The organism is Corynebacterium sp. 335C, assembly GCF_053525695.1.
Map to the genome: position 1 here is coordinate 638,059 of NZ_JASTTB010000001.1, position 25,263 is coordinate 663,321.

The 25,263-nt window shown below is 73.9% G+C and carries 15 protein-coding genes and 1 pseudogene; 6 read left to right on the forward strand and 10 right to left on the reverse strand.

Annotation, left to right across the window (positions count from 1 at the left end):
- Positions 1 to 236 precede the first annotated feature (236 nt).
- From QQS41_RS02730 to QQS41_RS02745, 4 genes are all read right to left on the reverse strand, one after another.
- Positions 237 to 3,092, reverse strand: coding sequence for an AAA family ATPase (locus QQS41_RS02730; RefSeq protein WP_448851155.1), 2,856 nt, complete (start codon positions 3,090 to 3,092; stop codon positions 237 to 239).
- 3 nt (positions 3,093 to 3,095) lie between these two features.
- Complete coding sequence (locus QQS41_RS02735) at positions 3,096 to 4,271, reverse strand: metallophosphoesterase family protein (RefSeq protein WP_448851156.1); 1,176 nt, start codon at positions 4,269 to 4,271, stop codon at positions 3,096 to 3,098.
- 136 nt (positions 4,272 to 4,407) lie between these two features.
- The gene (locus tag QQS41_RS02740) at positions 4,408 to 5,742 is read right to left on the reverse strand and encodes an SWIM zinc finger family protein (RefSeq protein WP_448851157.1); all 1,335 of its coding nucleotides are present in this window, start codon (positions 5,740 to 5,742) and stop codon (positions 4,408 to 4,410) included.
- Entirely contained in the window at positions 5,739 to 9,143 is a 3,405-nt protein-coding gene (locus QQS41_RS02745) for a DEAD/DEAH box helicase (protein ID WP_448851158.1), read from the reverse strand. The genes QQS41_RS02740 and QQS41_RS02745 overlap by 4 nt, the downstream gene beginning before the upstream one ends.
- Positions 9,144 to 9,493: 350 nt before the next feature.
- Between QQS41_RS02745 and putP the strand changes: the two genes are divergently transcribed.
- The 3 genes from putP to QQS41_RS02760 all read left to right on the forward strand — a co-directional run bounded on the left by putP (position 9,494) and on the right by QQS41_RS02760 (position 12,476).
- Positions 9,494 to 11,017: a sodium/proline symporter PutP gene (putP, locus tag QQS41_RS02750; protein ID WP_448851159.1), complete on the forward strand. Its 1,524-nt coding sequence runs from the start codon at positions 9,494 to 9,496 to the stop codon at positions 11,015 to 11,017.
- Between the two features lie 169 nt (positions 11,018 to 11,186).
- Positions 11,187 to 11,792, forward strand: a complete 606-nt coding sequence (locus QQS41_RS02755; protein WP_448851160.1) for an HNH endonuclease family protein — start codon at positions 11,187 to 11,189, stop codon at positions 11,790 to 11,792.
- A 180-nt stretch (positions 11,793 to 11,972) separates the two neighbouring features.
- A complete protein-coding gene (locus QQS41_RS02760; RefSeq protein ID WP_448851161.1) occupies positions 11,973 to 12,476 on the forward strand; it encodes a DUF2269 domain-containing protein in 504 nt (167 codons plus the stop codon).
- 156 nt (positions 12,477 to 12,632) lie between these two features.
- Here QQS41_RS02760 and QQS41_RS02765 read toward each other — a convergent pair whose 3' ends face one another.
- The 5 genes and pseudogenes from QQS41_RS02765 to mgtA (QQS41_RS02785) all read right to left on the reverse strand — a co-directional run bounded on the left by QQS41_RS02765 (position 12,633) and on the right by mgtA (QQS41_RS02785) (position 19,020).
- Positions 12,633 to 12,800: a hypothetical protein gene (locus QQS41_RS02765; protein ID WP_448851162.1), complete on the reverse strand. Its 168-nt coding sequence runs from the start codon at positions 12,798 to 12,800 to the stop codon at positions 12,633 to 12,635.
- A gap of 44 nt (positions 12,801 to 12,844) precedes the next feature.
- Positions 12,845 to 13,876 carry an HAD-IC family P-type ATPase gene (locus tag QQS41_RS02770; protein WP_448851950.1) on the reverse strand — a complete coding sequence of 344 codons (1,032 nt, stop codon included), beginning with the start codon at positions 13,874 to 13,876 and terminating at the stop codon, positions 12,845 to 12,847.
- Positions 13,810 to 15,606 (reverse strand): annotated as a pseudogene (mgtA, locus tag QQS41_RS02775) (magnesium-translocating P-type ATPase); the annotation flags it as partial. The gene QQS41_RS02770 and the pseudogene mgtA (QQS41_RS02775), both read right to left, overlap by 67 nt.
- Positions 15,607 to 15,745: 139 nt before the next feature.
- Positions 15,746 to 16,237, reverse strand: a complete 492-nt coding sequence (locus QQS41_RS02780) for a winged helix-turn-helix domain-containing protein (RefSeq protein WP_448851163.1) — start codon at positions 16,235 to 16,237, stop codon at positions 15,746 to 15,748.
- Positions 16,237 to 19,020 carry a magnesium-translocating P-type ATPase gene (gene mgtA, locus QQS41_RS02785; protein ID WP_448851164.1) on the reverse strand — a complete coding sequence of 928 codons (2,784 nt, stop codon included), beginning with the start codon at positions 19,018 to 19,020 and terminating at the stop codon, positions 16,237 to 16,239. The genes QQS41_RS02780 and mgtA (QQS41_RS02785) overlap by 1 nt, the downstream gene beginning before the upstream one ends.
- Before the next feature lie 175 nt (positions 19,021 to 19,195).
- Between mgtA (QQS41_RS02785) and QQS41_RS02790 the strand changes: the two genes are divergently transcribed.
- Entirely contained in the window at positions 19,196 to 19,768 is a 573-nt protein-coding gene (locus QQS41_RS02790; protein WP_448851165.1) for a DUF2335 domain-containing protein, read from the forward strand.
- A gap of 458 nt (positions 19,769 to 20,226) precedes the next feature.
- On the opposite strand, the gene QQS41_RS02795 is transcribed toward QQS41_RS02790, so the two are convergent.
- Positions 20,227 to 22,617 carry a DEAD/DEAH box helicase gene (locus QQS41_RS02795; protein WP_448851166.1) on the reverse strand — a complete coding sequence of 797 codons (2,391 nt, stop codon included), beginning with the start codon at positions 22,615 to 22,617 and terminating at the stop codon, positions 20,227 to 20,229.
- 352 nt (positions 22,618 to 22,969) lie between these two features.
- On the opposite strand from QQS41_RS02795, the gene QQS41_RS02800 reads away from it, so the two are divergent.
- Both QQS41_RS02800 and QQS41_RS02805 read left to right on the forward strand, forming a co-directional pair.
- The gene (locus tag QQS41_RS02800) at positions 22,970 to 23,503 is read left to right on the forward strand and encodes a hypothetical protein (protein ID WP_448851167.1); all 534 of its coding nucleotides are present in this window, start codon (positions 22,970 to 22,972) and stop codon (positions 23,501 to 23,503) included.
- Complete coding sequence (locus QQS41_RS02805) at positions 23,500 to 25,239, forward strand: hypothetical protein (RefSeq protein WP_448851168.1); 1,740 nt, start codon at positions 23,500 to 23,502, stop codon at positions 25,237 to 25,239. The genes QQS41_RS02800 and QQS41_RS02805 overlap by 4 nt, the downstream gene beginning before the upstream one ends.
- Positions 25,240 to 25,263: the final 24 nt, after the last annotated feature.

The following is a 25,263-nucleotide window of genomic DNA, read 5'->3' on the forward strand; positions in this document are numbered from 1 at the left end:
CTTTGCGACCTCCCGCACAGTGGGAAGGTGACGAATCTACTGTAAGTCACCCCCAATCAGGGCAAGAGGTTCGCCCGACGAACGGATGGGCGACTCCCGGCCCCGGCCGCCCGCCGCGCCACGTGCGGCGACGGGGAGGCCACGCGGGGTTCGTCGTCACGCACGGCGGCGTCCGGCCGTCATTCCGCGGCTCCGGCTGCCGTCGCCGGCTCCGGCTGCCGTCGCCCGCGCCGCCGTCACGCCCCCTCACCGGGTGCGGCGAGGCGGCGGCGCTCGGCGCCGACGTACCGGAACCGGTCCGGGTCGCAGGTGAGGATGATGACCTGCGCGTCGGCGGCGGTGCGCCCGATCGCCGCGCCCATGCCCATGAGCCGCTCCTGGTCGGAGTACGTCAGGGAGTCGTCGAGGATGACGGGGGCGGATTCGCCGACGTCGATGACGGACGCGGCGGCCAGGCGCATGAGGATGTCGCACTGCTCCTGCGCGCCGCCGGACAGCGACGCGAAGGGCACGGGCTGCTCCCCCGGCAGGGTGCGGTCGACGATCGCGAGGGTCGACTCGTCGAGCGTGAAGTCGACGCCCGGGCCGAACACCGGCGCGGCGAGCTCCCGGAGGCGGCGCAGCAGCGGCCCCTGGTACTCGCGCATCGCGGCGGTCTCCGCGCGGCGCAGCGTCTCGCGCAGCAGGCGCCACGACTCGGCGTCGGCGGCCTCCTCCTCCGCTGCCGCCTCCCCGGCGGTGATGCGGGCGTCGAGGTCCGCGATCCGGTCGTCGAGGCCGACGGCGCCGGAGATGCGCTCCTCCATGCGGGCCCGGGTCATCTCGTCGTCCTTCATCCGCGACAGGCGGTTGGCGACGGCCGCGGCGGTTGCGTCGGCGGCGACGCGGGCCATGTCGGGCGAGGCCTCGTCGACCGCGGCGCGGGCCGCGTCGCAGTCGGCGGCGGCCTCGCGCAGCGCGGCGGAAGCGGTCTCCGCGGCGGCCTCGAGGTCGGCGTCGGCGACGGCCTCCCGGGCGGCGGCGAGCTCGCCGGCGGCGCGGCCGGCCTCCTGGCAGGCATTGTCCAGGTTCGCCTGGGCGCGGGTGCGGTTCTCGAGGGCGCCGGTGGCGCGGCGCTCCTCGGCCAGGCCCTCCCACTTCCGCAGGCCGGTGCGGGCGTCGGCGGCATCCGCCTCGGCGCGGGCCACGGCCTCCGCGGCGGCGGCGGAGTCGGCGGGCGGCTCCGGCGGTTCGCCCTCGCCGCTCCAGGCGGCGGCGCGACCGGGGTCGGCGGGCACGGCGGGCACCGCGTCGGCGTCGTCCACGTCGTCCGCATCCGCGCCGGCGCCGGCCCCGGCATCGTCGGCGTCCGGCGAATCGGCGCCGGCGCCGGACACCGCCCCCTCCCCCAGCACCCGGGCGACGAGCTCCCGGTCGGCCTCCGGGTCGGCGGCGCGGCGGGCGGCGGCCAGGTCGGCCTCCGCCCCGCGCAGCGCGTCGTCGGCCGCGGCCCGGCGGGCGGCGGCCTCCCGCACCTCCCCGGCGTCGGCGCAGCCGGCGCGCTCCAGCAATCCGGCGAGCGCGGCGGCCGCGGCGTCGCGGTCGGCGGCGACGCGGCCGACGTCGTGCCCGGAGCGCACCACCACGGTGACGTCGTCGATGGTCAGGGTCGTCTCCCCGTCGACGGTGCGCTCGACGGCGTCGGCGCCGATCTCGACGTCCTCGCCGTCGACGCCGACGACGCGGGCCGATTCGGCGGTCAGGGTCATCGACGCGGCGGCGGCCTCCAGCCGGTCGGCGGCGATGCGCAGGTCGGTCTCGGCGGCGCGGACCCGCTCGGCGAGCTCCGCGGTGACGGTCTCGGCGTCGCGGGCGCGCAGCGCCTCGTCGCGCACGCCGGTGAGGCGGTCCAGCTCGGCGAGGCGGCCGCGGGCGGCGAGCGCCCCGTCGACCTGCGTCAGCCAGGCGGCGTCGCGGCGGGCGAGCTCCAGGCGGGCGTCGGCGGCGGCGAGCGCCGTCCGGGCGGCGCCGAGGTTCTCCTCCGCCTCCGCGAGCGCGGCGTCGGCCTCCTGCGCCTCCTCCTCCGCGCGGGCGAGGGCGGCCTCCGCCTCGGTCGCGGCGGTGGCGCGGGCCACGGCGGCGGCGGCCGCGGCCCGGCGGGCGTCGCGGGCCGCGACGGCGGCGGTGACGGCGCCGCGGCGGGCCTCCAGGCGCTCGGCGGCGGCGGTCAGCCGGGCCTGGACCTCCTCCACGCGGGCGAGGCGCTCGGCGGCCTCCTCCGCGGCGGCCTTCTCGGCGGGCAGCTTCTCCGCGTGGGCGGCGAGCGCGGCGGTGAGGCGCTCGTGCTCGCCGATGGCGTGGTCGAGCTCCCGGCGCCGCCGCTCGACGCCGGCCAGCTCCTCGCGGGCGGAGGCCAGGGCGTCGGCGGCCTCCTGGCGGGCCCTGGTCACCCGGCCACTGTCGGTGTAGTAGCGGCGGAAGCCCTCCTCCACCCCGTCCATGACGGCGCGGGCGGCGGCGGAGGCGACGCCGGCCTCGGCGGGCCCGGCGAGCGTCTCCCCCGCCGCGCCCGCGTCCCCGCCCGCACCGGACGCGGCCGCGGCGCGGGTGCCGTCGTCACGCGCTCCCGCGGCGGCGAGCGCCCCGGTCATCGCCTCGACCTCGTTGAGCTTCAGGGTGTTGAGGTCGCCGCGCTGGCCGGCGGTGAAGGCGTTCCACAGGTCGCCGAGTCCCGCGGCCTCGCAGCGCTCGTGCAGCCAGTCGTCGGCGGCGCCCTTCTTCAGGGTGCGGCGCTCGGCGGCGGGCTCGAGGATCTCGACGGTCGCGTCGGCCTTCGAGATGAACGTCTTGTCGACGATGAACCGCCGCCCGTCCAGCGTCATCTCCAGCCGGATGCCGACGGGCTCGGAGGTGCCGTAGGTGACCATGTCGCGGATCGCGGCCTTCTTCGCGCTGTGCTTCTCCGTCAGGCACACGGCGACGGCCTCGGCGACGGAGGACTTGCCGGATTCGTTGGGCGCCTCGATGACCAGGGCGCCGGTGTCGGGGATGTCGTCGATGACGGCGTGGCGGATGCCGCGGACGTTGCGCAGTTCGATGGAGTGCAGCTTCACGGGTCAGCGCCCCTTCGCGGTCAGGTGGTACAGGTGCGCCAGCGCGCGGCGGGCGGCGTCGGCGTCGGCGTCGGCGCCGCCGGCGCGGACGAGGCCGGCGAGTTCGGCGGCGGCGTCGGCGATGAAGCCGCCGGGGCCCCAGTCGAGGTCCTCCAGGTCGTCGGGCAGCAGCGTCAGGTCGTGGTGCCGGGACCATTCGGCGACGTAGGGGAAGCGGCTGCGGTAGTTCTCCAGCCGCCGCTCGAGCTCGAGGTGCTGGGCGAACGTGACGGTGCCGGTGAGGTGGTAGCGCAGCATGGTGCGCGACTTGTCGGGCACAGCCTCCACCGCGTCGAACCACGCGCGCAGCGACTCCCCCGAGGAGACGTGGCCCGGCAGGTCGAGGAAGGTCCAGGCCCCCACGTGATGCGTGACGACATCCACCGCCCCGGCGGGGTCGGCCTCGTCCACCTCCACGACCAGCACGTTGCCCGTGTCGGCGGGGTCGCCGCGGAACTCGGTGGGCTCGGGGCTGCCGGAGTAGCGGATGCGGTCGGCGACGCGCTGGGTGAGGTGGCGGTCGCCGAAGGCGGCGTAGTGGATGCGCCCGTCGTCGAGCGCGGCCTCCACGGCGGCGAGGTCGGGGCGCTGGGCGGAGGTGCGGCGGGTCGCGTCGTCCTCGTCGTCGGCCCCGAAGCCCTCGAACTGGCCGTGGCCGCAGAAGACGCGGACGACGCCGTCGGGGGCGGGGTCGAGGGCGGCGAGCGCGGCGGTGGCGGGGTCCTCCACGGGGAAGCGGGTGAGCAGCGGGGCGCCGACCAGCTCGACGCCGTCGGCCACCGTGATCGGCTCCGCCGAGTCGATGACGTGGACGCCCGGCAGGTCCCCGAACTCCTCGCGGCGGTAGACGCTGCCGCGGTCGAGGCTGTCGTGGTTGCCCGGCAGGAGGTAGACGGGCACGGGCAGGGCGGCGAGGGCGTCGACGCTGCGCTGCAGGTTCCGCTCGTCGGGGTTGTTGGAGTCGAAGACGTCGCCGGCGACGACGATGAACGCGCAGCCCTCGGCCTCGGCGAGTTCGCCGATGCGGGCGACGGCGTCGAGGCGGCCCGCGGCGAGCAGGCCGGGGGTGTCGGCGTCGGTGCGGGCGTAGCGGGGGTTGCGCTTGCCCAGGTGCCAGTCGGAGGTGTGCAGGAACTTCATCGTCGGTCTCCCGCGCCCGCGGCGCGTCGGTGGTCGTGCAGGTGGTCGTCGTGCGGGTGGCCCGTGCCGCGGCGGAGGCCGGCGGGCCGGTGGCCGGCGTCGTGCCGGGGTCCGGCGGGCCGGAGGCGGTCGGCGGTCATCCGCCGTCCCCGTCGCCGTCGCCGTCGTCGTCGGGCGGCCCGTCCGCCGACCATTGCCCCATCAGCCGCTCGTAGAGCTCCTCCAGCTGGGAGTAGCCGCGCAGCTCGTCGGCGGGGCCGTGGCTGACGACGTCGAGGGCGTCGTGCAGCAGGCCCGTCTCCGTGTCCCGCAGGGCGGGCTCCGCGCTGATCTCCGGACGCGGCGGCCGCGCCCGGGAGGCGCCCCAGAAGTCCAGCGCCGGCACGTCGCCGTCGGCGGGCACCGGCTGGACGGGCCGGGAGGCGCGGATGGCGGCGTCGGCGCCGCGCCGGGCCAGCCGGTCCTGCAGCTCCTCCTGCGTGATGCCGCGCAGGGCCAGCAGGTCCTCCGGGCTCGCGTCGATGCGGGCGGCGAGCTCCAGGGCGACGGCGACGATGTGCTTGCACGGCGCCGTCGCGTCGGGGCAGTCGCAGCTGGCGTGGATGCGCTCGTCGGGGTCGATGAGCAGCTCGTCGGCGAAGTCCGGGGCGTCGCGCCCGGCGAGCGCCGGGCCCATGCCCTCGGGGGCGCCGAGCAGCGCGTCCAGCAGGGCGTCGCGGCGGCCGCCGCGCCGGGCGGGCAACTGCAGCACGACGGTGAACGGCTCCAGCTGGGAGCCGGCGACCTGCGCGACGACGGTGCCGGCGCCGAGCTGGACGTCGACGACGTGGCCGTCGCGGTGGTAGTCGGCGCCGCGGGCGGCGCGGCCGTCGGTGACGCCGTCGAGCAGCTCCTTCAGCAGCCGGCGCGATGCCCACCCGCGGGCGCGGTCGTCGCGCGGGTCGCGGGTGCGCCCGCCGGTGCGCGACGACGATCCCGCGATCGCCCTGCCCCGCGCCGCGGCGGCGGACCCGGCTCCGGCGGAGGCGCCGCGGCCGCCCGGCGCGGCGACGCCGCCGGGCAGCCCCGGGATCCCCGGCAGGCCCGGCCTCCCGGGCAGTCCCGCCTGCCCGCCGGGCCGGCCCGGCCCGGGGGCGGGACGGCGGATGCCGCCCCACGCCTCCGCGCCGGTCAGGGGCCGGGAGGTGGGGTGCGTCGGCGGGGGCACGGTGCCCGGCGCGGGGCGCCGCCCCCGCGAGCCGGAAGCGCCGCCGCGTCCGCGGTCGGCGGGGCCGCCGGAGCGGGAGGCGTCGTCACGCGAACCGTGATCGGGGCCGTCGGCGTCCGCGTCGCGCCCGGCGGCGCCGGCCCCCGGGTCAGCGCCTGCGCCCGTGCCTTCGCCCGCATCGGAGGCGTCGGCGGAACCGGCGGCCTCGTCGCGGCGGCGCCGGCGCGCGGCGAAGTCCGCCCAGATGACGTTGTCGTCGCTCACCGGCCGTCCACCTCCTCCGTGTCATCATCGCCGACCGAGTCCGGCCGCGCGGCGTCGTCGACCGCCGACCCGGCGTCGACCTCCGCCCGCGCCCGGCGCGCGTCCTCGGCCCGCATGTCGGCGCGGATGCGGTCGAACAGCTCGCGAGACATCAGCTCCTGCGCCTCGCGGGCGCGGATGCGCTCCGCGGCGGCGGCCTCCCGCTCGGCGCTGCGCTCCTCCACCACGGCGCGCAGGTCGACGATGCTGGCGATGGCCTCGTCGTCCAGCTCCGTGATGGCGCCGCCGGAGCGGCCGCCGAGCACCGCGTCGGCCAGGTCCGTCTTCTCGTCGATGATGGCGGCGATGCGCTCCTCCAGCGTGCCGATGGTCGTCAGCTTGTGCACCGTCACGTCGCGCTCCTGGCCGATGCGGAAGGCGCGGTCGGTGGCCTGGTTCTCCACCGCCGGGTTCCACCAGCGGTCGACGTGGATGACGTGGTTCGCGGCGGTCAGGGTGATGGCGGTGCCGCCGGCCTGCAGCGACAGCAGGAACACCGGCGGGCCGTCGGGGCCGTTGAACTCGTCGATCATCTGCTGCCGGCGCTTCGCGGGCACCCCGCCGTGCAGGTACGGGATGTCGGTGCCGAAGCGGCGGCGCAGGTACGGCAGCAGCATCTCGCCGAAGCGCCGGTACTGGGTGAACACGAGGGTGCGCTCGCCGGCCGCCATCGCGTCGCCGATGAGCCGCTCCAGCTCCGCGACCTTGGTGGAGCGGTGCATGCCGCCGTCGAGGATGGCGGAGCCGTCCTTGAGGTAGTGCGCCGGGTGGTTGCAGATCTGCTTGAAGTCCGTCAGCGCCGCCAGGATGAGCGCCCGGCGCTGGATGCCCTGGGCGTTGTCCAGGTCCTCCAGGAACGCGTCGAGCCGCGCGCGGTACAGCGCCGCCTGCTCGCGGGTGAGGCCGACGCGCACGACGTGCTCGGTCTTGTCCGGCAGCTCCGGCAGCAGGCCCGGGTCGGTCTTCGCGCGGCGCAGGATGAACGGGTCGATGAGCCGGTGCAGGCCCTCCATCGCCCGCTCGGAGCGATCGCGCTGGATGGGCAGGGCGAAGGCGGTGCGGAACGACTTCTCCGTCCCCAGCAGCCCCGGATTGCAGAACGACATGATGGAGTGCAGCTCCAGCAGGTCGTTCTCGACCGGCGTGCCGGTCATGGCCAGGCGGTGGCGCGACGGCAGGGCGCGGGCGGCGCGGGAGACGCGGGCGCGGGGGTTCTTGATGTTCTGCGCCTCGTCCAGCGCCACCCGGTCCCACTCCACCGACGCCAGGTCGGCGATGTCGCGGCCGAGGACGCCGTAGGTGGTGACGACGACGTCCGCCGACGCCGCCAGCTCCCGCAGCTTCTCCCCCGCCGCCCGGTCGGGCCCGTGGTGCAGGACCACGCGCAGGTCCGGCGTGTGCCGGCGGGCCTCGGCGACCCAGTTGCGGGCGCCGGACAGCGGCGCGACGACGAGGGTCGCCGCCACGCGCGGCCGGTTGCGCGGCCGCCCGTGCGCCACCGGGTCGGCCGCCGCGCCGGGGCCGCCGTCGCCGCGGGGTTCGCCCGCGGTGCCGCGCGGGTCGCCGTCGTCACGCGCCTCCCGCTCCCCCGCGTCCTCCGCGTCGTGCTTTACGACGGTGACCTCCCCGGCGGCCTCCCGCAGCCCGCGCTCGAGGGCGATGAGCGACAGGACCTGCAGCGTCTTGCCCAGGCCCATGTCGTCGGCCAGGATGCAGCCGAAGCCGGAGGCGGACATCCACCGCAGCCACGCCAGGCCCTCCAGCTGGTAGCCGCGCAGCGTCGCCGCCACCGACTCCGGCTGCGCGACCGGCTCCGGCCGGGGCGGCACGCCGCCGTCCATGAGGCGGCGCAGGGCGTCGTCGCCGCCGGCGTCGACCAGCACTTCGGCGTCCAGGCGCTCGCGCTCCAGGGCGCGGCGGACCTCCTCCAGCTCCCGCAGCAGCGCGGCCTTCGACCCCGCCCCGTCGTCGCCGGCGTCCTGCCCGGCCTCCGCGCGGCGGGCGAGTTCCTCCCGGAACTCCGCCAGCCGCCGCAGCTGCCCGACGACGCGGGCGAGCGAGGTGTCGCGCGTGCGCACCCACCGGCCGCGCATCCGCACCAGCGGCGACGCCGAGCGCAGCAGCAGATCCATCTCCGCCTCGGAGAGCTCCTCGCCGTCCAGCGACATCCGCCAGTCGAACGCCGCCAGGTCGTGGGCGCCCGCGCCCGCGCCGTCGGGGGCGCGGTCGACGGTGCCGCGGGCGACCGACACCGACGCCGTCGCCCGCGGGTTCCACTCCGCCGGCAGCAGCACCGTCACGCCCGCCTGCTCCAGCGCGGGGACGTCGCGGGAGACGAACGTCATGAAGTCGTCCAGGCCCAGCCGCAGGTCGCAGCCGCCGGGCTCCGCCTCCGCCGTCCGCAGCGTCGGCGCCGCGTCGAGCGCCGCCGCCAGCAGGGGCTGCAGCTGGGCGCGGACGCCGGAGCGCAGCATGTCCGGCGTCACCCGCACCGGCGCCGCGACGCCCGTGCGGTAGTGCAGGCGCACCAGCCAGCGCAGGTCGGAGAGATCGGGGGCGGGCTCCGCCTCCTCCCGCGCGGACTCCGCCTCCGCGAACCCCGGCACCAGGCCCGCCATGCCGCGCGGGTCCTCGTGGACGCCCTCCGGGTCCTCCACCTCCAGCACCAGCTCGACGCTGCGGCCGCCGAGGCTGTCGCGCCACCGCGCGAGCTTCGCCGCCAGCTCCGCCGGCGCCGAATGCAGCGGCGAGGAGTCCAGCAGCGCGGAGACGAACCCGTGGCGCACCCGCGTCGGCCCGCCGTCGGAGTGCAGGATGCGGGAGGCGACGGCGTGCGCCATCTCCTCGCACATGTCGTCGACGAAGCCGGGTCCGCCGTTGACCGTCAGCACCGGCGGCGCCGCCGCGGCCGTCGCCGACCGCCACGCCGCCTCGTCCAGACCGTCGGCCAGCTTCCACCGCGGGTACCACTCCCCGTCGTCCCAGGCGACGGTGACCAGGACCCGGCCGGCGCGGACCAGGTCGCGGATGCCGGCGGCGACGTCGACGAGGAACCGCAGGTCCGGCGCCACCGCCGCGTGATCCGCGTGCGGCTCCAGCTCCGCCAGCACCTCCGCGGCGGTGAACGGGTCGAAGCCCCAGGCGGGGATGGGCTGGCGGACGCGCCGGCCCTTCGGCGTCTGCAGCGTCACCGCCGGCCGGCCCCGCGGCACGCGGCCGCCCAGGCGCAGCGCCGCGGCCTCCGGCAGCTCCGCCAGCGCCGGCTCGGCGGTGCCCAGCACGCGGTGGCCCTCGACGCGCTCCAGCCACACGTGCAGGCCCCCTCCCGGGAGCCAGAGACCGTGCAGCAGGTGATTCGCCATGGCCCCCATGATGCCGCACGACCCGACATCCGCCCGGCGGGCGGCCCGTCGTCACGCACCATCCGTCCACCGCCGCGCACCCCCGATTCGACGGTCTTAATCGATCAACCGCGGACTTTTTTCAGGCCGCACACATAACCGCAGGTCAGCACACCCCCATGGGGTACCGCGAAACGGCTCCAAGCAGGGCCGGGGATTTGCCAGAGACCCCGGTCACATGAAACTTTCGCCATAAGCACCCACGTGCGACCATCCGCCCTTCCACCGGGGGTCGCGCGCACGACCCCGCGCGGCGTCCGGTGCCTTTTTCGGGCCCGGGGCCCGCCGCGCCGACCAGAGAAAGGACGGATATGGCGGACCACACCTGGTTCCTGATCGCCATCGCGATCTACATGGCCGTGATGCTCTTCATCGGGTGGTCGGGCTACCGCAAGACCTCCGAGTACGACGACTACGTGCTCGGCGGCCGCGGCCTGAACCCCTTCGTCGCCGCGCTGTCGGCCGGCGCCTCCGACATGTCGGGCTGGCTCCTCATGGGCCTGCCCGGCGCCATCTACCTGTCGGGCCTCAACCAGACCTGGATCGCGATCGGCCTGCTGGTCGGCGCGTTCCTCAACTGGACGCTGACCGCGCCGCGCCTGCGCGCCTACTCGCGCGTGTCCCGCAACTCCATGACCGTGCCGACGTTCTTCGAGAACCGCGTCCGCGACACCTCGAAGGCGCTGCGCGTCACCGCCGGCCTGGTCATCCTGGTGTTCTTCACCTTCTACGTGTCCTCCGGCATGGTCGCCGGCGGCCTGTACTGGGAGTCCACCTTCGGCGGCGACTACCTCACCGGCATGCTCATCGTCGCGACCGTGACCATCCTGTACACCCTGTTCGGCGGCTTCGTCGCCGTCTCCAACACGGACGCGGTGCAGGGCGTCATCATGTTCATCGCGCTGCTGCTGGTCCCGATCTTCGCGCTCTTCGCCATCAAGGACCTGGGCCAGGATCCGGCCGTCATCTTCTCCTGGCCGACCGAGCACGCCTACCCGGGCTCCGAGGGCCAGCCGGTCGAGGGCTTCTTCAACATGTTCACCGGCATCCCGCTGATCACCATCATCGGCCTGGCCGGCTGGGGCCTCGGCTACTTCGGCCAGCCGCACATCGTGGTCCGCTTCATGGCGCTGCGGAAGCCGTCGGAGGCCAAGCAGGGCCGCCTCATCGGCACCGTCTGGCAGCTGCTGTGCCAGATCGGCGCCCTGTTCGTGGCGCTCGCCGCGACCGTGTTCTTCGCGCTGTCGCCGAACGCGTCCATCTCGGACATCGACTCCTACGAGTCCATCTTCCTGGACATGACCCGCGTCCTGTTCCACCCGCTGGTCGCCGGCCTCATCCTCACCGCGGTGCTGGCCGCCATCATGTCCACCATCTCCTCCCAGCTGCTCGTCTCCTCGACGGCGCTGGTGGAGGACCTGTACCACGGCATCTTCAACCGCCACCTGAAGGCGAAGCAGTCCCTGCTGCTGTCCCGCCTGGCGGTGCTCGCCATCGCCGTGTTCGCCGCGTTCCTGGCGTCGAACCCGAACAACTCCATCCTGGATCTGGTCGGCTTCGCGTGGGCGGGCTTCGGCTCCGCGTTCGGCCCGGTGATGCTCGCGTCGCTGTACTGGCGCCGCCTCAACGCCCCGGGTGCGCTCGCGGGCATGATCACCGGCACGGTGGTGTCCTTCGCGTGGGGCTCCTCCCCGCTGACCGACACCCTGTACGAGATCGTCCCGGGCTTCGCCGCCGCGACCGTCGTCATGGTGGTCGTCTCCCTGGCGACGAAGAAGCCGTCGCAGGAGGTCCTCGACGAGTTCGAGGAGGCCCGCGAGGCCGCGAAGGTCTAGCCGGGAACCTCCCCCCTCCCCTCCCCCGGGGAACCGCGGGGCGGCGGGCCGCGTCCATTGAGGGCGTGGACCGCCGCCCCGTTTTTCGCGCCCTTTTCCGCTCCCCCGCCCCCGCTCCCGGCCGCCCCTCGCGCGCCCCGCGCCCGCCGTCCGCGTCGCGCGCCGCCGCGTGCGCCGCGCGCTCGCCGTCGCCTCCTGCATCCTCTGCTTTGCGACGCTCCCCTCCTGCGGCGCCGGCCCCGATCCCGCCGACGCCCGCCTGGCCGCGCAGGCGCTGCCCACCGTCGCCGTCGTCGCCGAGCGCCCCACCGTCGTCGGCTACTCCCGCGAGCTGTTCGGCGGCTGGGGCCCGGTGGGCGCGTGCGACGCCCGGGAGGTCGCCGTCGTCACGCTCTTCGGCGCGGGCGACGGGCCCTGCCTGCCGGCTCCGGGGACCGCGCGCTGCCCCTACACCGGCCGGGAGCTGCGGCCCGGCGCGGTGGAGGTCGACCACGTCTACCCGCTGGCCGCGGCGTGGGACCACGGCGCGCACGCCTGGGAGCCGCGGCGCAGGCGTCGGTTCGCGTCCGACCCGGCGAACCTGCTGGCCGTCGAACCGGCGGCGAACCAGGAGAAGTCGGACCTCACGCCCGGCGAATGGCTGCCCGACGGCGGGCGGCGGGCCTGCGCCTACGCCGCCCGCTACGCCCGCGTCGCCGCCGCCTGGGGACTGCCCGTCACCGGCGGCGACTGGGCGGCGATGGCCGAGTCGTGCGAAATCCGGGCCGTTCGTTAGAGTTGCGGGCGGACGTTGATTTTCTGAATAGGTCGCCCAGCCCGGCGACGGTTCGGACTATCGCCGCGGGCCACGCGCCCGGACCCGCCCCGCACCCGGGGCCGCGGTCCGAGGTCCGCGCAGGCCCGCCGGCCCAGCCCACCAGCCCCACCGACCCGCACCGAGGAGACGCCCCTCCCCATGACCATCAACATCGTGCTCATCGCCCACGTCCTCGCGGCCCTGCTGCTGCTCGGCCCCGTGACCGTGGCCATCTCCATGTTCCCGAAGGTCGCGCTGGCCGCGAAGAACGGCGAGGCCGGCACCATCGGCTCCGCCCGCACCCTCCACGCCATCACCCGCACCTACGGCATGATCTCCCTGCTCGTGCCGGCCCTCGGCGTCGGCGTGATGTTCACCGACCTGGAGCTGTACCTGAAGAGCGGCATCGTCCACACCTCCATCCTCCTGTCGGTCATCGCCTGGGCCATCCTGTTCTTCGCCATCATCCCGCAGCAGCGCCTCATGATGGCCGGCCTCGGCGTCGGCGACGAGGACGAGGACGTCGACGACCCCGAGTTCCGCGACCGCGCCGAGAAGGCCCGCACCGCCGACTGGGGCAAGATGAAGTCCAAGCTGGCCATGCTGTCCGGCATCTTCTCCCTCATCTGGGTCGTCATGGCCGTGCTGATGTTCTTCATCTAGCAGCCGCGGCCGGCGGGGTCGCCCGCTCGTCGCCGCTCCGCGTGCGCGTGACGACGGCACCCGCCCGCCCTCATGCCGAACGCCCCGCCCGGGACCTGCCCGGGCGGGGCGTTCGTCGTGTGCGGGGCCGGCGCGGCCGGCGACCGCCGGCGTCGCTCAGTCCTCCTCGTCGTACGGGCGCGGCGGCAGCGTCCACACCACCGCCTGCATGACGGCGACGATGAGGGCGACGGCGGCCATGCCGGCCCAGAAGCCCATGTCGACGCCGAAGAGGCGGTCGGTGCCGAACACGTCCAGCCAGAGGTCGTTCCAGTCCACGAACACGGGACTCTCCTTTCGGTAGGGGGATGCTCCGCAGCAGCCGCCCGTCAGAGCAGCTCGCCGTAGCGGCGGACGTAGGCCTTCTTCAGGCTCGTCGCCAGGAGCATGTAGAGGATGATGCAGGGGATCAGGTAGGCGAAGAACGCCCCGGGCAGGGCCACGAAGCCCAGCGCCCCGCCCAGCGGGGTGAACGGGATGGCGGTCAGCACCGCGATGCCCGCCAGGGTCAGCAGCGTCAGCGGCGCGGAGGCGCGCGACTGGATGAACGGCAGCTTCGGGGTGCGGATCATGTGGATGACCAGGGTCTGGCTCCACATCGACTCGACGAACCAGCCGGCCTGGAACAGCCCGATGTACATCGCCTGCACCGCCACCAGCTCCGCGCCGGAGTAGTGGGCGGGCAGGTCGTTGAACAGCACGCCGTCGGAGACGAACTGCGGGCGGATGACGAAGTACATGACCAGGTACGTCGTGAAGTCGAAGATGGAGCTCGTCGGGCCGAGCCACAGCATGAAGCTGCCGATGCTGCGGGCGTTCCACTTGCGGGGCTTGACCAGGAACTCGCGGTCGACGTTGTCCCACGGGATGGCGGTGCAGGACGGGTCGCAGATGAGGTTCAGCAGGATGAGGTGCAGGCTCATCATCGGCAGGAACGGCAGCAGCGCGGACGCGGCGAGCACGGAGAAGACGTTGCCGAAGTTCGACGACGCGGTCATCTTGATGTACTTGATCATGTTCGCGTAGGTGCGGCGGCCCTCGACGATGCCCTGCTCCAGGACCATGAGGTCCTTCTCCAGCAGCACGACGTCGGCGGCGTCCTTCGCGACGTCGACGGCGGTGTCGACGGAGATGCCGATGTCGGCGGCCCGCATCGCGCCGGCGTCGTTGATGCCGTCGCCCATGAACCCGACGACGAGGCCGGATTCGCGCAGGACGGTGACGACGCGGACCTTCTGCTCCGGGTCAGCTTCGCGAACACCCGGGTGTCCCGCACCGCCTCCGCCAGCTCCGCGTCCGTCATCGCCTCGATGTCGGGGCCGAGGAGCATGGTGCCGACGTCCATGCCGACCTGGCGGCAGATGGTGCGGGTGACGCGCTCGTTGTCGCCGGTGAGGATGCGCGTGTCGACGCCGTGGCCGGCCAGCGCCGCGATCGCGTCGGCGGCGGAGTCCTTCGGCGGGTCGAGGAACGCGAGGTAGCCGATGAGGATCATGTCGCGCTCGTCGTCGACGCCGAAGGCGCCGGGCGGGGCGTCGGTCGGCTTCTGGGCGATGGCGAGGACGCGGAAGCCCTTGGCGTTGAGTCCGTCGACGGTGTCGAGGATGCGGCGGCGGACCTCGTCGCCCAGCGGCAGGATGTGCCCGGCGAATTCGGCGCGGTCGCAGATGGCGAGCATCTCCTCGACGGCGCCCTTGGTGACCAGGCGGGTGGTGCCGTGGACGTTGCGGACGACGGCGCTGAGGCGGCGGCGGGAGAAGTCGAAGGGGATCTCGTCGATTTTCTCGTAGTGCTCGGACAGGTCGACGAGCTCCGGGTCGGCGGCCTCCTCCTCTTCCGTGCGGGCGATGATCGCCTGGTCCATGGCGTTGCGGTAGCCGGTCTGGAAGTAGCTGTTGAGGTAGGCGTAGCGCAGGACCCGGGAGTCCTCCTCCTCCGCGATGTTGAGGTGGTACTGGAGCACGACCTTGTCGCGGGTGAGGGTGCCGGTCTTGTCGGTGCACAGGACGTCGATGGCGCCGAAGTTCTGGATGGAGTTCAGGTTCTTGACGATGGTCTTCTTGCGGCTCATCGCCACGGCGCCCTTGGCGAGGCTGGTGGTGACGATCATCGGCAGCATCTCAGGCGTCAGGCCGACGGCGATGGAGATGCCGAAGAGGAACGCGGCGAGCCAGTCGCCCTTGGTGATGCCGTTGATGACGAAGACGACGGGGACCATCACCATCATGAAGCGGACGAGCACCCAGGACACGGCGTTGACGCCGCGGGGGAAGCTCGTCTCGGCGGCCTCGCCCGCGACGGAGCGGGCCATGGCGCCGAACATGGTGTCGTCGCCGGTGCGGACGACGACGCCGCGGGCGGTGCCGGAGATGACGTTGCTGCCCATCAGCGCGAAGTTCGGGGCGTCGGACGGCGAGGCGCCGGGGGCGCCGGCGTCGGCGACCTTCTCCACCGGCTCGGATTCGCCGGTCAGGCTCGCCTGGCTGACGAAGAGGTCCTTCGCCTCGAAGATGCGCATGTCGGCGGGAACCATGTCTCCGGCGGAGAGGCGGACGATGTCGCCGACGACGAGGTCGTCCATGGGGATTTCGCGCTCGACGCCGTCGTCGCGGACGACGCTGCAGGTCATGGAGATGAGCGACAACAGCCGCTCGGCGGCGTCGCCGCTGCGGGACTCCTGCACGAACCGCAGGGTGCCGGAGATGGCGACCATCGCGACGATGATGGCGACGGCGGTGCCGTCGGCGTCGGCGGGTTCGCCGCCGAAGAGGCCGAGCAGCGGGAAGACGATGTCCGTCATCGCGGAGACGACCGCCAGCACCAGCAGGATCGCGGTGAAGGGGTTGATGAAGGCGGAGAGGATGCGGCGCGCCAGGGGCGCGCGCTTCTCGTGCGTGACGACGTTGTCCCCGTACTTCACGCGCCGCAGCTCGACGTCGCGGGGGTCGAGTCCGCCGGGGCCGACGCGCAGGCGGTGGAGCACGTCGGCGGGGTGCTCGGCGACGGCGACGGCGACGCGGGCGTCGGTGTCGGGGCCGGCGGCGGGCACGTCAACGCGGGCCTCGTCGTCGAACGTCCAGGCCATGGTCATGGGGTTCACCTCGCTTCGGTGAGGTCGGGCGCCACGGGCGTTTCCCGTGGTCGGCGCCAGATTAGGAAGCGGGGCGCGGCGATCCCATGGCCCGGATCCTGCGTTCCCCTTGCGATTCCGCAAGGGTGCGGCGGGGCCGTCAGTCGGCGTACTTGTAGCCGATCCCCCAGATGGTGAGGATGCGCCGCGGGGCGTCGGGGGCGGGCTCGATCTTCTTCCGCAGCTTGCGGATGAACGCCATGGTGTTGCTGTCGTCCATGAGGTAGTCCTGCTCCCACACGGCCCGGTAGATCTGCTCCTTGGTGAACACCTGCCCGCGGTTGACGGCGAGCAGGTGGAGGATGCCGTACTCCTTCGGGGTGAGCCGCACCTCGCGGCCGTCGACGATGACGCGGCGGCTGAGCGGGTGGATCTCCACCCCGTCGGCGACGATGACGTCCGGCTCGGCGGGCGCGGCGGCACCGTCCTCCGGCACGAGCAGGACGGAGGCGACGCGGCCATCGGCGAGGTCGCGGAGGCCGCCGCCGAGTTCGGCGGCCGCGGCGGAGCGCGGGACGCGGGCGGCCAGGGCGTCGGCCAGCCAGCCGAGCAGGGGCCGGTCGGCGGCGATCATGGTGAGGTTGCGCGCCATCAGAAGGTGACCTCCCGGTCCGGGGCGGGGGCGGTTCGCAGGACCCGCTGCTTCACCGCCGTGGTGGCCAGCATGTAGGCGGCGGCGACGAGCAGCAGGAACGCAAGGTACCAGGTGGGCAGGACGACGAGGCCGACGACGGATCCGGCGCTGGTGAACGTCAGGGCGGTGAGGGCGACGAGGCCGAGCAGCGTCGTCGCCAGGACCGGGGCGGACGGGCGGGACCGGATGAAGGGCAGCTTGCGGGTGCGGAGCATGAGCAGGATGAGCACCTGCGTCCACAGCGACTCCAGGAACCAGCCGGTCTGGAACGCCTGGACGTAGGCGGCCCGCAGCGCGGGGTCGGCGATGTCGTGGAACGTTGCGCCGCCGGCGACCGAGGGGGCGAGGACGTGGTACAGGAACGCGAACGTCGCGATGTCGAACACGGAGCTGACCGGCCCGAACGCCAGCATGAACCGGGTGAGGCGGGCGCCGGACCAGCCGCGGGGCCGGGCGACGTCCTCCGGGTCGACGGAGTCCCACGGCAGGACGATGCACAGCAGGTCGTAGACGAGGTTGAGCAGCAGGATCTGGATGGCGGCCATCGGCAGGAACGGCAGGAACGCCGACGCCAGCGCGACGGACAGGATGTTGCCGAAGTTCGACGCCGCGGTGATGGACACGTACTTCTGCATGTTCGCGAAGGTGCGGCGGCCCTCGACGATGCCGTCGGCGAGGACGGTGAGGTCCTTCTCCAGCAGCACGACGTCGGCGGCGTCCTTCGCGGCGTCGACGGCGGTGTCGACCGAGATGCCGACGTCGGCCTCCGTCAGCGCCGGGATGTCGTTGATGCCGTCGCCGAGGAAGCCGACGGTGCGCCCCGAGCCGCGCAGCGCCGCGATGATGCGGACCTTGTGCGCCGGGGCCAGCTCGGCGAAGACGTGCCGGCGCTCGACCACGTCGCGGAGGGTCCCGTCGTCAAGCTCATCGATGCGCGCGCCGGTGACCACCGCATCCGCGGCGATGCCCACGCGCCGGCAGATGTTCGCGGCGACGGCGGCACGGTCGCCGGTGAGGACCTTCGGCGCCACCGCCAAGTCCCCCAGCGCCGCGACGGACGCGGCGGCGGTGTCCTTCGGCGCGTCGAAGAAGGCGAGGTAGCCCAGCAGCGTCAGGTCCCGCTCGTCCGCGAGCGTGAGCCGGTCCAGGCCGCACGCGTCGTGCTCGGCGACGGCGATGACCTTCATCCCGTCGTCCAGCATCTCGTCGACCACCGCGGCGACGCTGCCCGCCGCGTCCTCCGGCGCCCCCGGGCCGCGCACCGGGATGCGGCCGCCGCGGTGCGCGACGTGCGAGCACCGCGCGACGACCTCCCGCACGTCGCCCTTGACGACGAGCGACCGCCCGCCCCCGTCGTCCTCCACCAGCACGCTGACCAGCGACCGGGCGTAGTCGAAGGGGATCTCGTCGACCTTGCGGTGCGCCCGCTCCAGCTCCGCGAACCGGCCGCGCTGCCCCGGCCGCGACGCCACCGCCAGCACCGCGTCGTCGACCGGATTGCGCACCCCCGAATGGTGGGCGGCGTTGAGGTAGGCCAGATCCAGCACCCGGGCGTCCTCGTTGCCCAGCACGTCCATGTGGTACTCCAGCAGGATGCTGGCGTGCGTCAGCGTGCCCGCCTTGTCCAGGCACAGCACGTCCATCGCCCCGAAGCCCTGCATCGCGTCGATGTCCTTCACCAGCGCGCGGCGGCGCAGCATCGCCAGACCGCCCTTCGCCAGGCAGGCGGTCACCACCATGGGCAGCAGCTCCGGCATCAGCCCGACCGCGATGGACAGGGAGAACGCCAGCGACGTCAGCCACCGGCCGTGCGCGACACCCAGCAGGATGAACACCACCGGCACCAGCACCGCCATGAACCGCAGCATCACCCACGCGATCGACGTCGCCCCGCGGTGGAACGCCGTCGCCGGCCGGGACCCCGGCGACGCCGCGCGGCCGTAGACAGTCGCGTCGCCGACCGCCGCGACGACGCCCTCGCCGCGGCCGCCGATGACGGCGGTGGACATGAGGGCGACGGCGGGGAGGTCGACGGCAGTGGCGGGGACGGCGGTGGCGGGGACGGCGACGGCACCGTCGGGCGCGGTGCCGTCGATCGCGGCGCGGGCGTCGTCGGGCGCGGCAGCGGCCAGGTCCGCAGGCGCCGGGGACCCCGCGGCGGTCTTCTCCGCGATGGCGCTCTCCCCCGTCAGCGACGCCTGGGAGACGTAGAGGTCGTGGACGTCGGTGAGCACGATGTCGGCGGGCACCCGGTCGCCGGCGGCGAGGCGGACGACGTCGCCGACGACGAGATCGCGGGCGGGCACCTGTTTCCAGCGGCCGTCGCGGCGGACGTCGACGTCGTCGTCGATGAGCCTGTTGAACTGGTCGGACGCGTCCTTGGCCCGCAGCTCCTGCGTCAGCCGGATGGTGCCGCCGACGAGGATCATCGTGAGGATGACGGCGGCGGTAGTCCCCTCCCCTCCCGGGTTGCTGGTCTGGGCGACGTCGGCGACCAGGCTGACCAGCGCGACGGCGGCGACGATGCCGTTGAAGGGGTTGAGGAAGGCGCGGCGCAGCCGGTGCGCGACCGTGTCCTCCCTGCGCCTGCCGACGGCGTTGCGGCCGTGGCGGTGGCGCATCCGCTCGACGCCCTCGTCGTCCAGGCCCCCTGCGGGCGCGCCGAGTTCGACGTGCACGGCGGCGGGGTCCATGGCCGCCAGCCGCGCCAGGCGGTCCTCGGTCCTCGTGGCCGCGGGCATCGCGCTCACCTCCCGGGATGTGGTGGAACGCCGGATGCTAGCACCGCGCGGACCTGGGCCTACCTGCCTTTTCTTGCGATTCCCTTGTTTTCCGGGGGCACGAACGGCCCCTCAACAGCCGGCCATCCGGGGCTTCACCACCCGCCGCTCCATTGCACCTGCAGGAAGGTACGGTATGACCCATGACGATGATGCGCGCGACGATGCGAGGGGCCGGCCGGTTCACGATGGCTACGTCCCCGCGCCTGCACGCGATCACGGAGGAAGCCCACCGGCGCAACCGCACGCGAACGGCCCGGTCCTTCCAGACGGTCGGCACGTCGATCCGGGCGCGGCTCAACCCCCGCTTCCCGGCCTAGACGTCCTCCGCTCCTACGAGCTGCAGTATCACGGGCCACTGCCGCCACCGGGGATCCTCGAGGAGTACGAACGCTTCGTACCCGGTTCCGCCCGGCGCATTCTCGATGACGCCCACGCCGATGCCGCCCTCAATCGCGGCATCACCCGCAATTCATTCGACGCCGCGGTCCGGCTCGAACAGGCCGGGTTCGCCGTCGCCGCCACGGTGGTCTTCGTGTGCCTGGCCCTCATGGGCCTGTGCCTGCTGTTCCTGGATTTCCCGGAGTCGGCGATCGGTGTAGCGGCCTTCGGTTTCACGGGTGCGACGCCGGTCGTCCTCGGTTTCCTGGGTAATCGCCGGGGTCACCGGAACGGAGGCGACCAGCGGACGAATTCCGGCGGCGAGTGATTGCAGGCATGCGTGCCGGCATCGGCGCCACGCGTTGGGGCTTCGACCGCCCGTTACTATGTGCGCGGCCTACCGGCGTCCCGTATCGGCACGGCCGTCAGATGGTCCCTGACCTGATGCGCCCCGGACGTACATGGCCCTTCGCCCGCGGGAACCCGGACGTACATAGCCCTTGGCCTGCGGCAACCTGGACGTACGTAGCCGAACCTGGACGTACTTCCACGTACGTCCAGGTTCGGCTAACTGGGTCCGGGTCGGGCCGGGCCGGAGGCCAACTACGTCCGGGTCGGCGAACTCTCCCGCGAAGACCGGGTGCTGCACGCCGTCGCCGTCTCCTCGTGCACATGACGACGGCCCCTCCCCGGCTCCCATGCCGAACGCCCCGCCCGGGTGCTGCCCGGGCGGGGCGTTCATCGTGGTGCGCCGGCGGTCAACCGCCGGCCGTCAGGCGCAGGCCGTCAGTCTCGGCCGCGGTTCTTGAAGCCGCCCTTGAAGCCTCGGCCGCCACGGCGGTCGCCGCCGTCGCGTCCGCCGAAGCCTCGGTCGCGCCGGCCGCCGCGGTCGCGGTCGCCGAAGTTCCGGCCGCCGCGGTGGCCGCCGCGGCCACCCCGGTCGTCGCGGTCGCGGAAGCCGCCGCGGTCGCCGCCCCGGTGGCCGCGGTCTCCGCGGTCGTCCCGGTCGCGGTCGAAGCGTCGGCCGTTGCCGCGGTCGCGGTCGAAGCCGCGGCCGCCGTGGCCCCGGTCCCCGCGGTCGCGGTCGCGGTCGAAGGCGCGATCGCCCCGGTCGCCCCGGTGCCCGCCGCGACCGCCATGGCCATGGCCACCGCGCCCGTGATCGTCGCCCTCCGGCGCGCCCTCGTCGACCTGGATGTTGATGTTCCGGCCGGCGATCCGGGTGTCGGCGAGGTTGTCCAGCACCTGCTTCGGCAGGTTGGCGGGCAGCTCCACCAGGGTGAAGAACTCGCGGATGTCGATGTGGCCGAAGTCCTTGGAGTTCAGGCCGCCCTCGTTGGCGATGGCGCCGACGATGGCACCCGGGCGGACGCGGTTCCGGTGGCCGACGTTGATCTTGTAGATCTCGGTGCCCTTGCGCTCGAACTGCACGGGCTCGGCCTTCTTGCCGCGGTCGCCGCCCCGGTCGCCGCGATCCCCGCGGTCGCCGCGGCGGTCGCCGCGGTCCCGGTCGAAGCGGTCGCGGTCGCGGTCGCGGCGGCGCTCCTGCTTCGGCGCCTCCTTCATGTAGAAGTCGCCGGCCTGGCCCATCGTCGCCAGGGCGGCGGCGATGTCGGCGACGGGGGTGTCGTGCTCCTCCGCGTAGCGCTCGATGAGCTCGCGGAACAGCGGGACCTGCGAGTCGGCGAGGGCCTCGGTGATCGAGTCGGCGAACTTCTCGCGGCGGGAGTCGTTGACCTCGTCGACGGACGGCAGGTGCATCTCGTGGAGCTTCGACTTCGTCGCCTTCTCGATGGACCGCAGGAGGCGGCCCTCGCGCGGGGTGACGAAGAGGAGCGCCTCGCCGGAGCGTCCGGCGCGGCCGGTGCGGCCGATGCGGTGGACGTAGCTCTCGGTGTCGTGCGGGATGTCGAAGTTGACGACGTGGCTGATGCGGTCGACGTCGAGGCCGCGGGCGGCGACGTCGGTGGCCACGAGGATGTCGAGGCGGCCGTCCTTCAGCTGGTCGATGGTGCGCTCGCGCTGGGACTGCGGGTTGTCGCCGTTGATGGCGGCGGCGGTGAAGCCGCGGGCGCGGAGCTTCTCGGCGAGCTCCTCCGTGTTCTGCTTGGTGCGGACGAACACGATCATCGCCTCGAACTCCTCGACCTCGAGGATGCGGGTGAGGGCGTCGAGCTTGTTGCGGTGGGCCGTCATGAGGAACCGCTGCCGGATGTTGTCGGCGGTGCGGGTCTCGGACTTGACGGTGATCTCCTCCGGGTCCGTCAGGTACTGCTTGCTCAGCCGTCGGATGGCGGCGGGCATGGTGGCGGAGAAGAGGGCGACCTGCTTGTCGTCGGGGGTGTCGGCGAGGATGCGCTCGACGTCCTCCTGGAAGCCCATCTGCAGCATCTCGTCGGCCTCGTCGAGGACGAGGAAGCGGAGCTCGGAGATGTCGAGGGAGCCCTTCTCCAGGTGGTCGATGACGCGGCCGGGGGTGCCGACGATGACCTGCGCGCCGCGGCGGAGGCCCGACAGCTGGACGCCGTAGGACTGGCCGCCGTAGATCGGCAGGACGTGGATGCCGCCGAGGTGGTCGGCGAACTGCTGGAAGCTGTCGGCGACCTGCAGGGCCAGCTCGCGGGTGGGGGCGAGCACGAGGGCCTGCGGGCGGCGGACGCCGGGGGCGATGCGCGCCAGGATCGGCAGGGCGAACGCGGCGGTCTTGCCGGTGCCGGTCTGGGCGAGGCCGACGACGTCGCGGCCCGACATCAGCGTCGGGATGGTCGCGGCCTGGATGGGCGAGGGCGACTCGAAGCCGACCTTGGCGACGGCGTCGACGACGTCGTCGGGCAGCTCCAGGCCGTCGAAGCCGGTGCCGGCCTCGTCGTCCTGGTCGTCCTCGTCCTGGTCCTCGTCGGCGGTGCCGCCGTCGTGGGCGGCGGCACCGCCGCCGGTCGCCTCGTCGTCACGCGCATCGTCCTGCGCGTCGGCGGGGGCGTCGCCGTTGTCGCCGGCGGTGTCGCTCGCGGTGGTGGTCTCGGGGTTGTCGTCGTCTCCGGAAATGCCCGCGTCCCTGCCTTCCAGCACCTCTCCCACGGTGATGGGGGTGCCGTCCTGCGAGCTGTCCTGAGATTCCGATGCTTGCACGTTGTCCGGCTCGTACGCGTCGCCGGTGACGCTATCGGTATTGCTCATTGTCCGTCCAGGCTACGCGTCTACCTGCGCAAAAGCGATTCGGCGGCGACCGCGGGCCCGCGGGTGGGGTTCGGGGCTGACCGCGGGGGCGGGCGTGGATCGTCGCCGGGCGGGGCGCGCGGGGCCGTGTTAGAACCGTGGCGTCGCGGGGCCGGCGCAGGCGGGCCCCGCGCGCGGACATGATTTCCGGGGAGGGATCCGCTGCCGGCGTCACGCGCGCCGGGGATGGGGATCACCGCAGCGTGAGGGGGATGCGATGGCAGCCGGTCGGTTCAGGGTGACGGTCGCCGCGTGGTGCGCGGCGCTGGCGGGGGCGTGCGCGGGGTGCGCGGGTGCGGCGGAGGCGGATGGTATGCGTGACGACGCCCCGCTCGGCCCCGCGGGCGTCATCCCGCCGGAGGGTCCGGCACGGCCCGGGGAGGCGGCGCTGGGGCCGGACGGGCTCTACGACTACGCCGCGGTGCCGGGCTTTACGCCGGAGAATCCGTGCGAGGGGGCGTGGCGGGCGGCGGCGAGCGCGGCGGGCTACGAGCAGCGTCCAGGCGACCTGCCGCCAGGCCACAACCCGCAACGCCCGACATGCGGGCTGTCCAAGCTCGACGGCACCGCCACCGCATTGTCGGGGGATCATCGGGGACGCAAGGAATACGCCGCTCTCGGCTTTGAAGTCACCGACCACCGAAACGATGACGTGACCTGGTACACGGTCAAACTCCCATCCGAAGGCATGGAGGGCACCGGGGTCTGCCGAGCCACGCTCGACTTGCCGTCCGGCTCCATCGGCATTCTTGCCATGTACACGAATCTCAACCCGGATCAGTTTCTAGAAGCAGCCTGCGAATCCTCGTCTGAACAACTTCTCGAGATTTGGAGTCACTGGAAATGATCCGTGTCAGCCTCAGCTCTCTTGGAAACATCCATGCGCAGCTATCAATGGGCTACGCACAAACCCCCTTTAACCTGACGCCACCGCCTCTCGCCAACTACTCCCCGGTACCGAGTCTGCAGAAGCTCGCGACCGAGCACTCGTCGGCGATGTCCACCGCGTCAGGTTCCGCTGTGCTCGTAGCAAGCGCCATCCAACGGGAGATGGCCTGGGCCGCCACGAACCTCGCGTCGTTCATCAACGCCGTCGAAAGCCACGAGGGCCTGTCGTCCGCGGCGCTGGCCACGGCGCTCGACGGCGGGGCCCGGGCGCTGACGGTCGCGGCGCATCAGTTCCAGGCGCGGCCGATGTTCCAGCCGGGCAACGTCCTCTTCACTCCCCCGGCGCTCACCGTGGAGCTCTCCGCGGACCCGGAGGCGCTGCTCCAGCAGTTCCAGGCCAGCAACGACGGCGCCGTCGGGGCGGCCGCCCAGTACTGGACCGGCTACGCGGCGTCGATGACGGACCTGGCGGCGACGCTTGCCACCCTGGCGGGGCGGCTCACCTCCGAGAACTCGGGCCCGTCGGTGACGGCGGCTGCGGCGATGCTCGGCAACCTCGGCGCGCGGGCCACGAAGGTCGCGGAGTCGTCGACCATCATCTCCGGGCATCTCGCACAGATGCCGGCCATCAAGGCGATGGCGGTCAACCAGCTGTCCGGCATCATCGCGTCGACCTCGGGCATCACCAAGCCCGCAGCCCGCGAGGCCGTGCAGCGCGCCGAGACCGCCGCCTTCCTCACCGGCACGTACCTGCCGCAGCTGACCACGGCGACGCCGGCCATCAGCAGCCTGACGGTCCCGAATCACGGCGGCCTCCCCGCGCCCGCGATGTCGGGCGTGACGACGACTCCCCCGCCCCGCATCGCCCCCGACGCGCGCATCGCGGGCGGCTCCGCCCTGGAGTCCGCCACCACCGCGCTGACGGCGGCGCCCGGCGCGGCCGACGCCGTCCCGCACGCGGCCTCCACCATCGCCGAGGCCACCCCGGCCGGCATGTCCGGTCCGCTGGAGGCGGCCTCCGCCCGCCAGTCCGCCGCACCCTCGACGGTCGGCGGGCAGGGCGGCATCCCCTCCCCGTCCGGCCAGACCGCCGGCGCGGGGCAGCCGTCCGGGGCGTCGGCTCCGGCGTCCTCCGGCACGTCGATGCCGTCCATCGCGGGGGCCAGCTCCGACACGGGCACCCCGTCCACCGGCTCGGGCTCGGGCTCCCGCGGCGGCACGGGCGCGCTCTCCCCCGCCGCCCAGCCGGGAACCACGCGCACGCCCGCATCCGGCACGGCGCACACCACGGGAACCGGGGGCCACGCGGCCACGGCCCGCTCGGGCGTGACCGGCATCGTCGGCCGGGGCGCCTCCACCGGCATGGGCGCGCCCGTCGGACGCACCCCTGCTGCCGCTCCCCGGTTGACCGGCGCCACCCCCCTGGCCAGCCCGATGGGCGGACCCGGCTCGGGTGCCATGTCCGGCACGTCGGGCGCCGGACGAACGGGCGGGACGTCGGCCGTCGTCACGCGCGGCGCGGGCGGCACGGGGCCGGCGGCGACGGCGGCCAACCCCACGGCACCGGGCACGCCGTCGGTGACCGGCATCCGGCGGCGCCCGGCGCGGTTCGAGCAGGACGACAACCAGCGGCGGCTGTTCGGCCCGAAGCCCGTCACCGTCCCGGCGACCATCGGGGCGAACGTGCGCGGCTGAGGCTCCGCGCCCGCCCGGGCGGCA

Excerpts from the sequence above, each read along its gene's own strand:
- putP (WP_448851159.1), top strand. The coding sequence starts at position 9,494 with ATGGCGGACCACACCTGGTTCCTGATCGCCATCGCGATCTACATGGCC.
- QQS41_RS02745 (WP_448851158.1), bottom strand. The coding sequence starts at position 9,143 with ATGGCGAATCACCTGCTGCACGGTCTCTGGCTCCCGGGAGGGGGCCTG.
- QQS41_RS02795 (WP_448851166.1), bottom strand. The coding sequence starts at position 22,617 with ATGAGCAATACCGATAGCGTCACCGGCGACGCGTACGAGCCGGACAAC.
- QQS41_RS02790 (WP_448851165.1), top strand. The coding sequence starts at position 19,196 with ATGACCCATGACGATGATGCGCGCGACGATGCGAGGGGCCGGCCGGTT.
- QQS41_RS02735 (WP_448851156.1), bottom strand. The coding sequence starts at position 4,271 with ATGAAGTTCCTGCACACCTCCGACTGGCACCTGGGCAAGCGCAACCCC.
- QQS41_RS02780 (WP_448851163.1), bottom strand. The coding sequence starts at position 16,237 with ATGGCGCGCAACCTCACCATGATCGCCGCCGACCGGCCCCTGCTCGGC.
- QQS41_RS02800 (WP_448851167.1), top strand. The coding sequence starts at position 22,970 with ATGCGTGACGACGCCCCGCTCGGCCCCGCGGGCGTCATCCCGCCGGAG.
- QQS41_RS02760 (WP_448851161.1), top strand. The coding sequence starts at position 11,973 with ATGACCATCAACATCGTGCTCATCGCCCACGTCCTCGCGGCCCTGCTG.
- QQS41_RS02805 (WP_448851168.1), top strand. The coding sequence starts at position 23,500 with ATGATCCGTGTCAGCCTCAGCTCTCTTGGAAACATCCATGCGCAGCTA.
- mgtA (WP_448851164.1), bottom strand. The coding sequence starts at position 19,020 with ATGCCCGCGGCCACGAGGACCGAGGACCGCCTGGCGCGGCTGGCGGCC.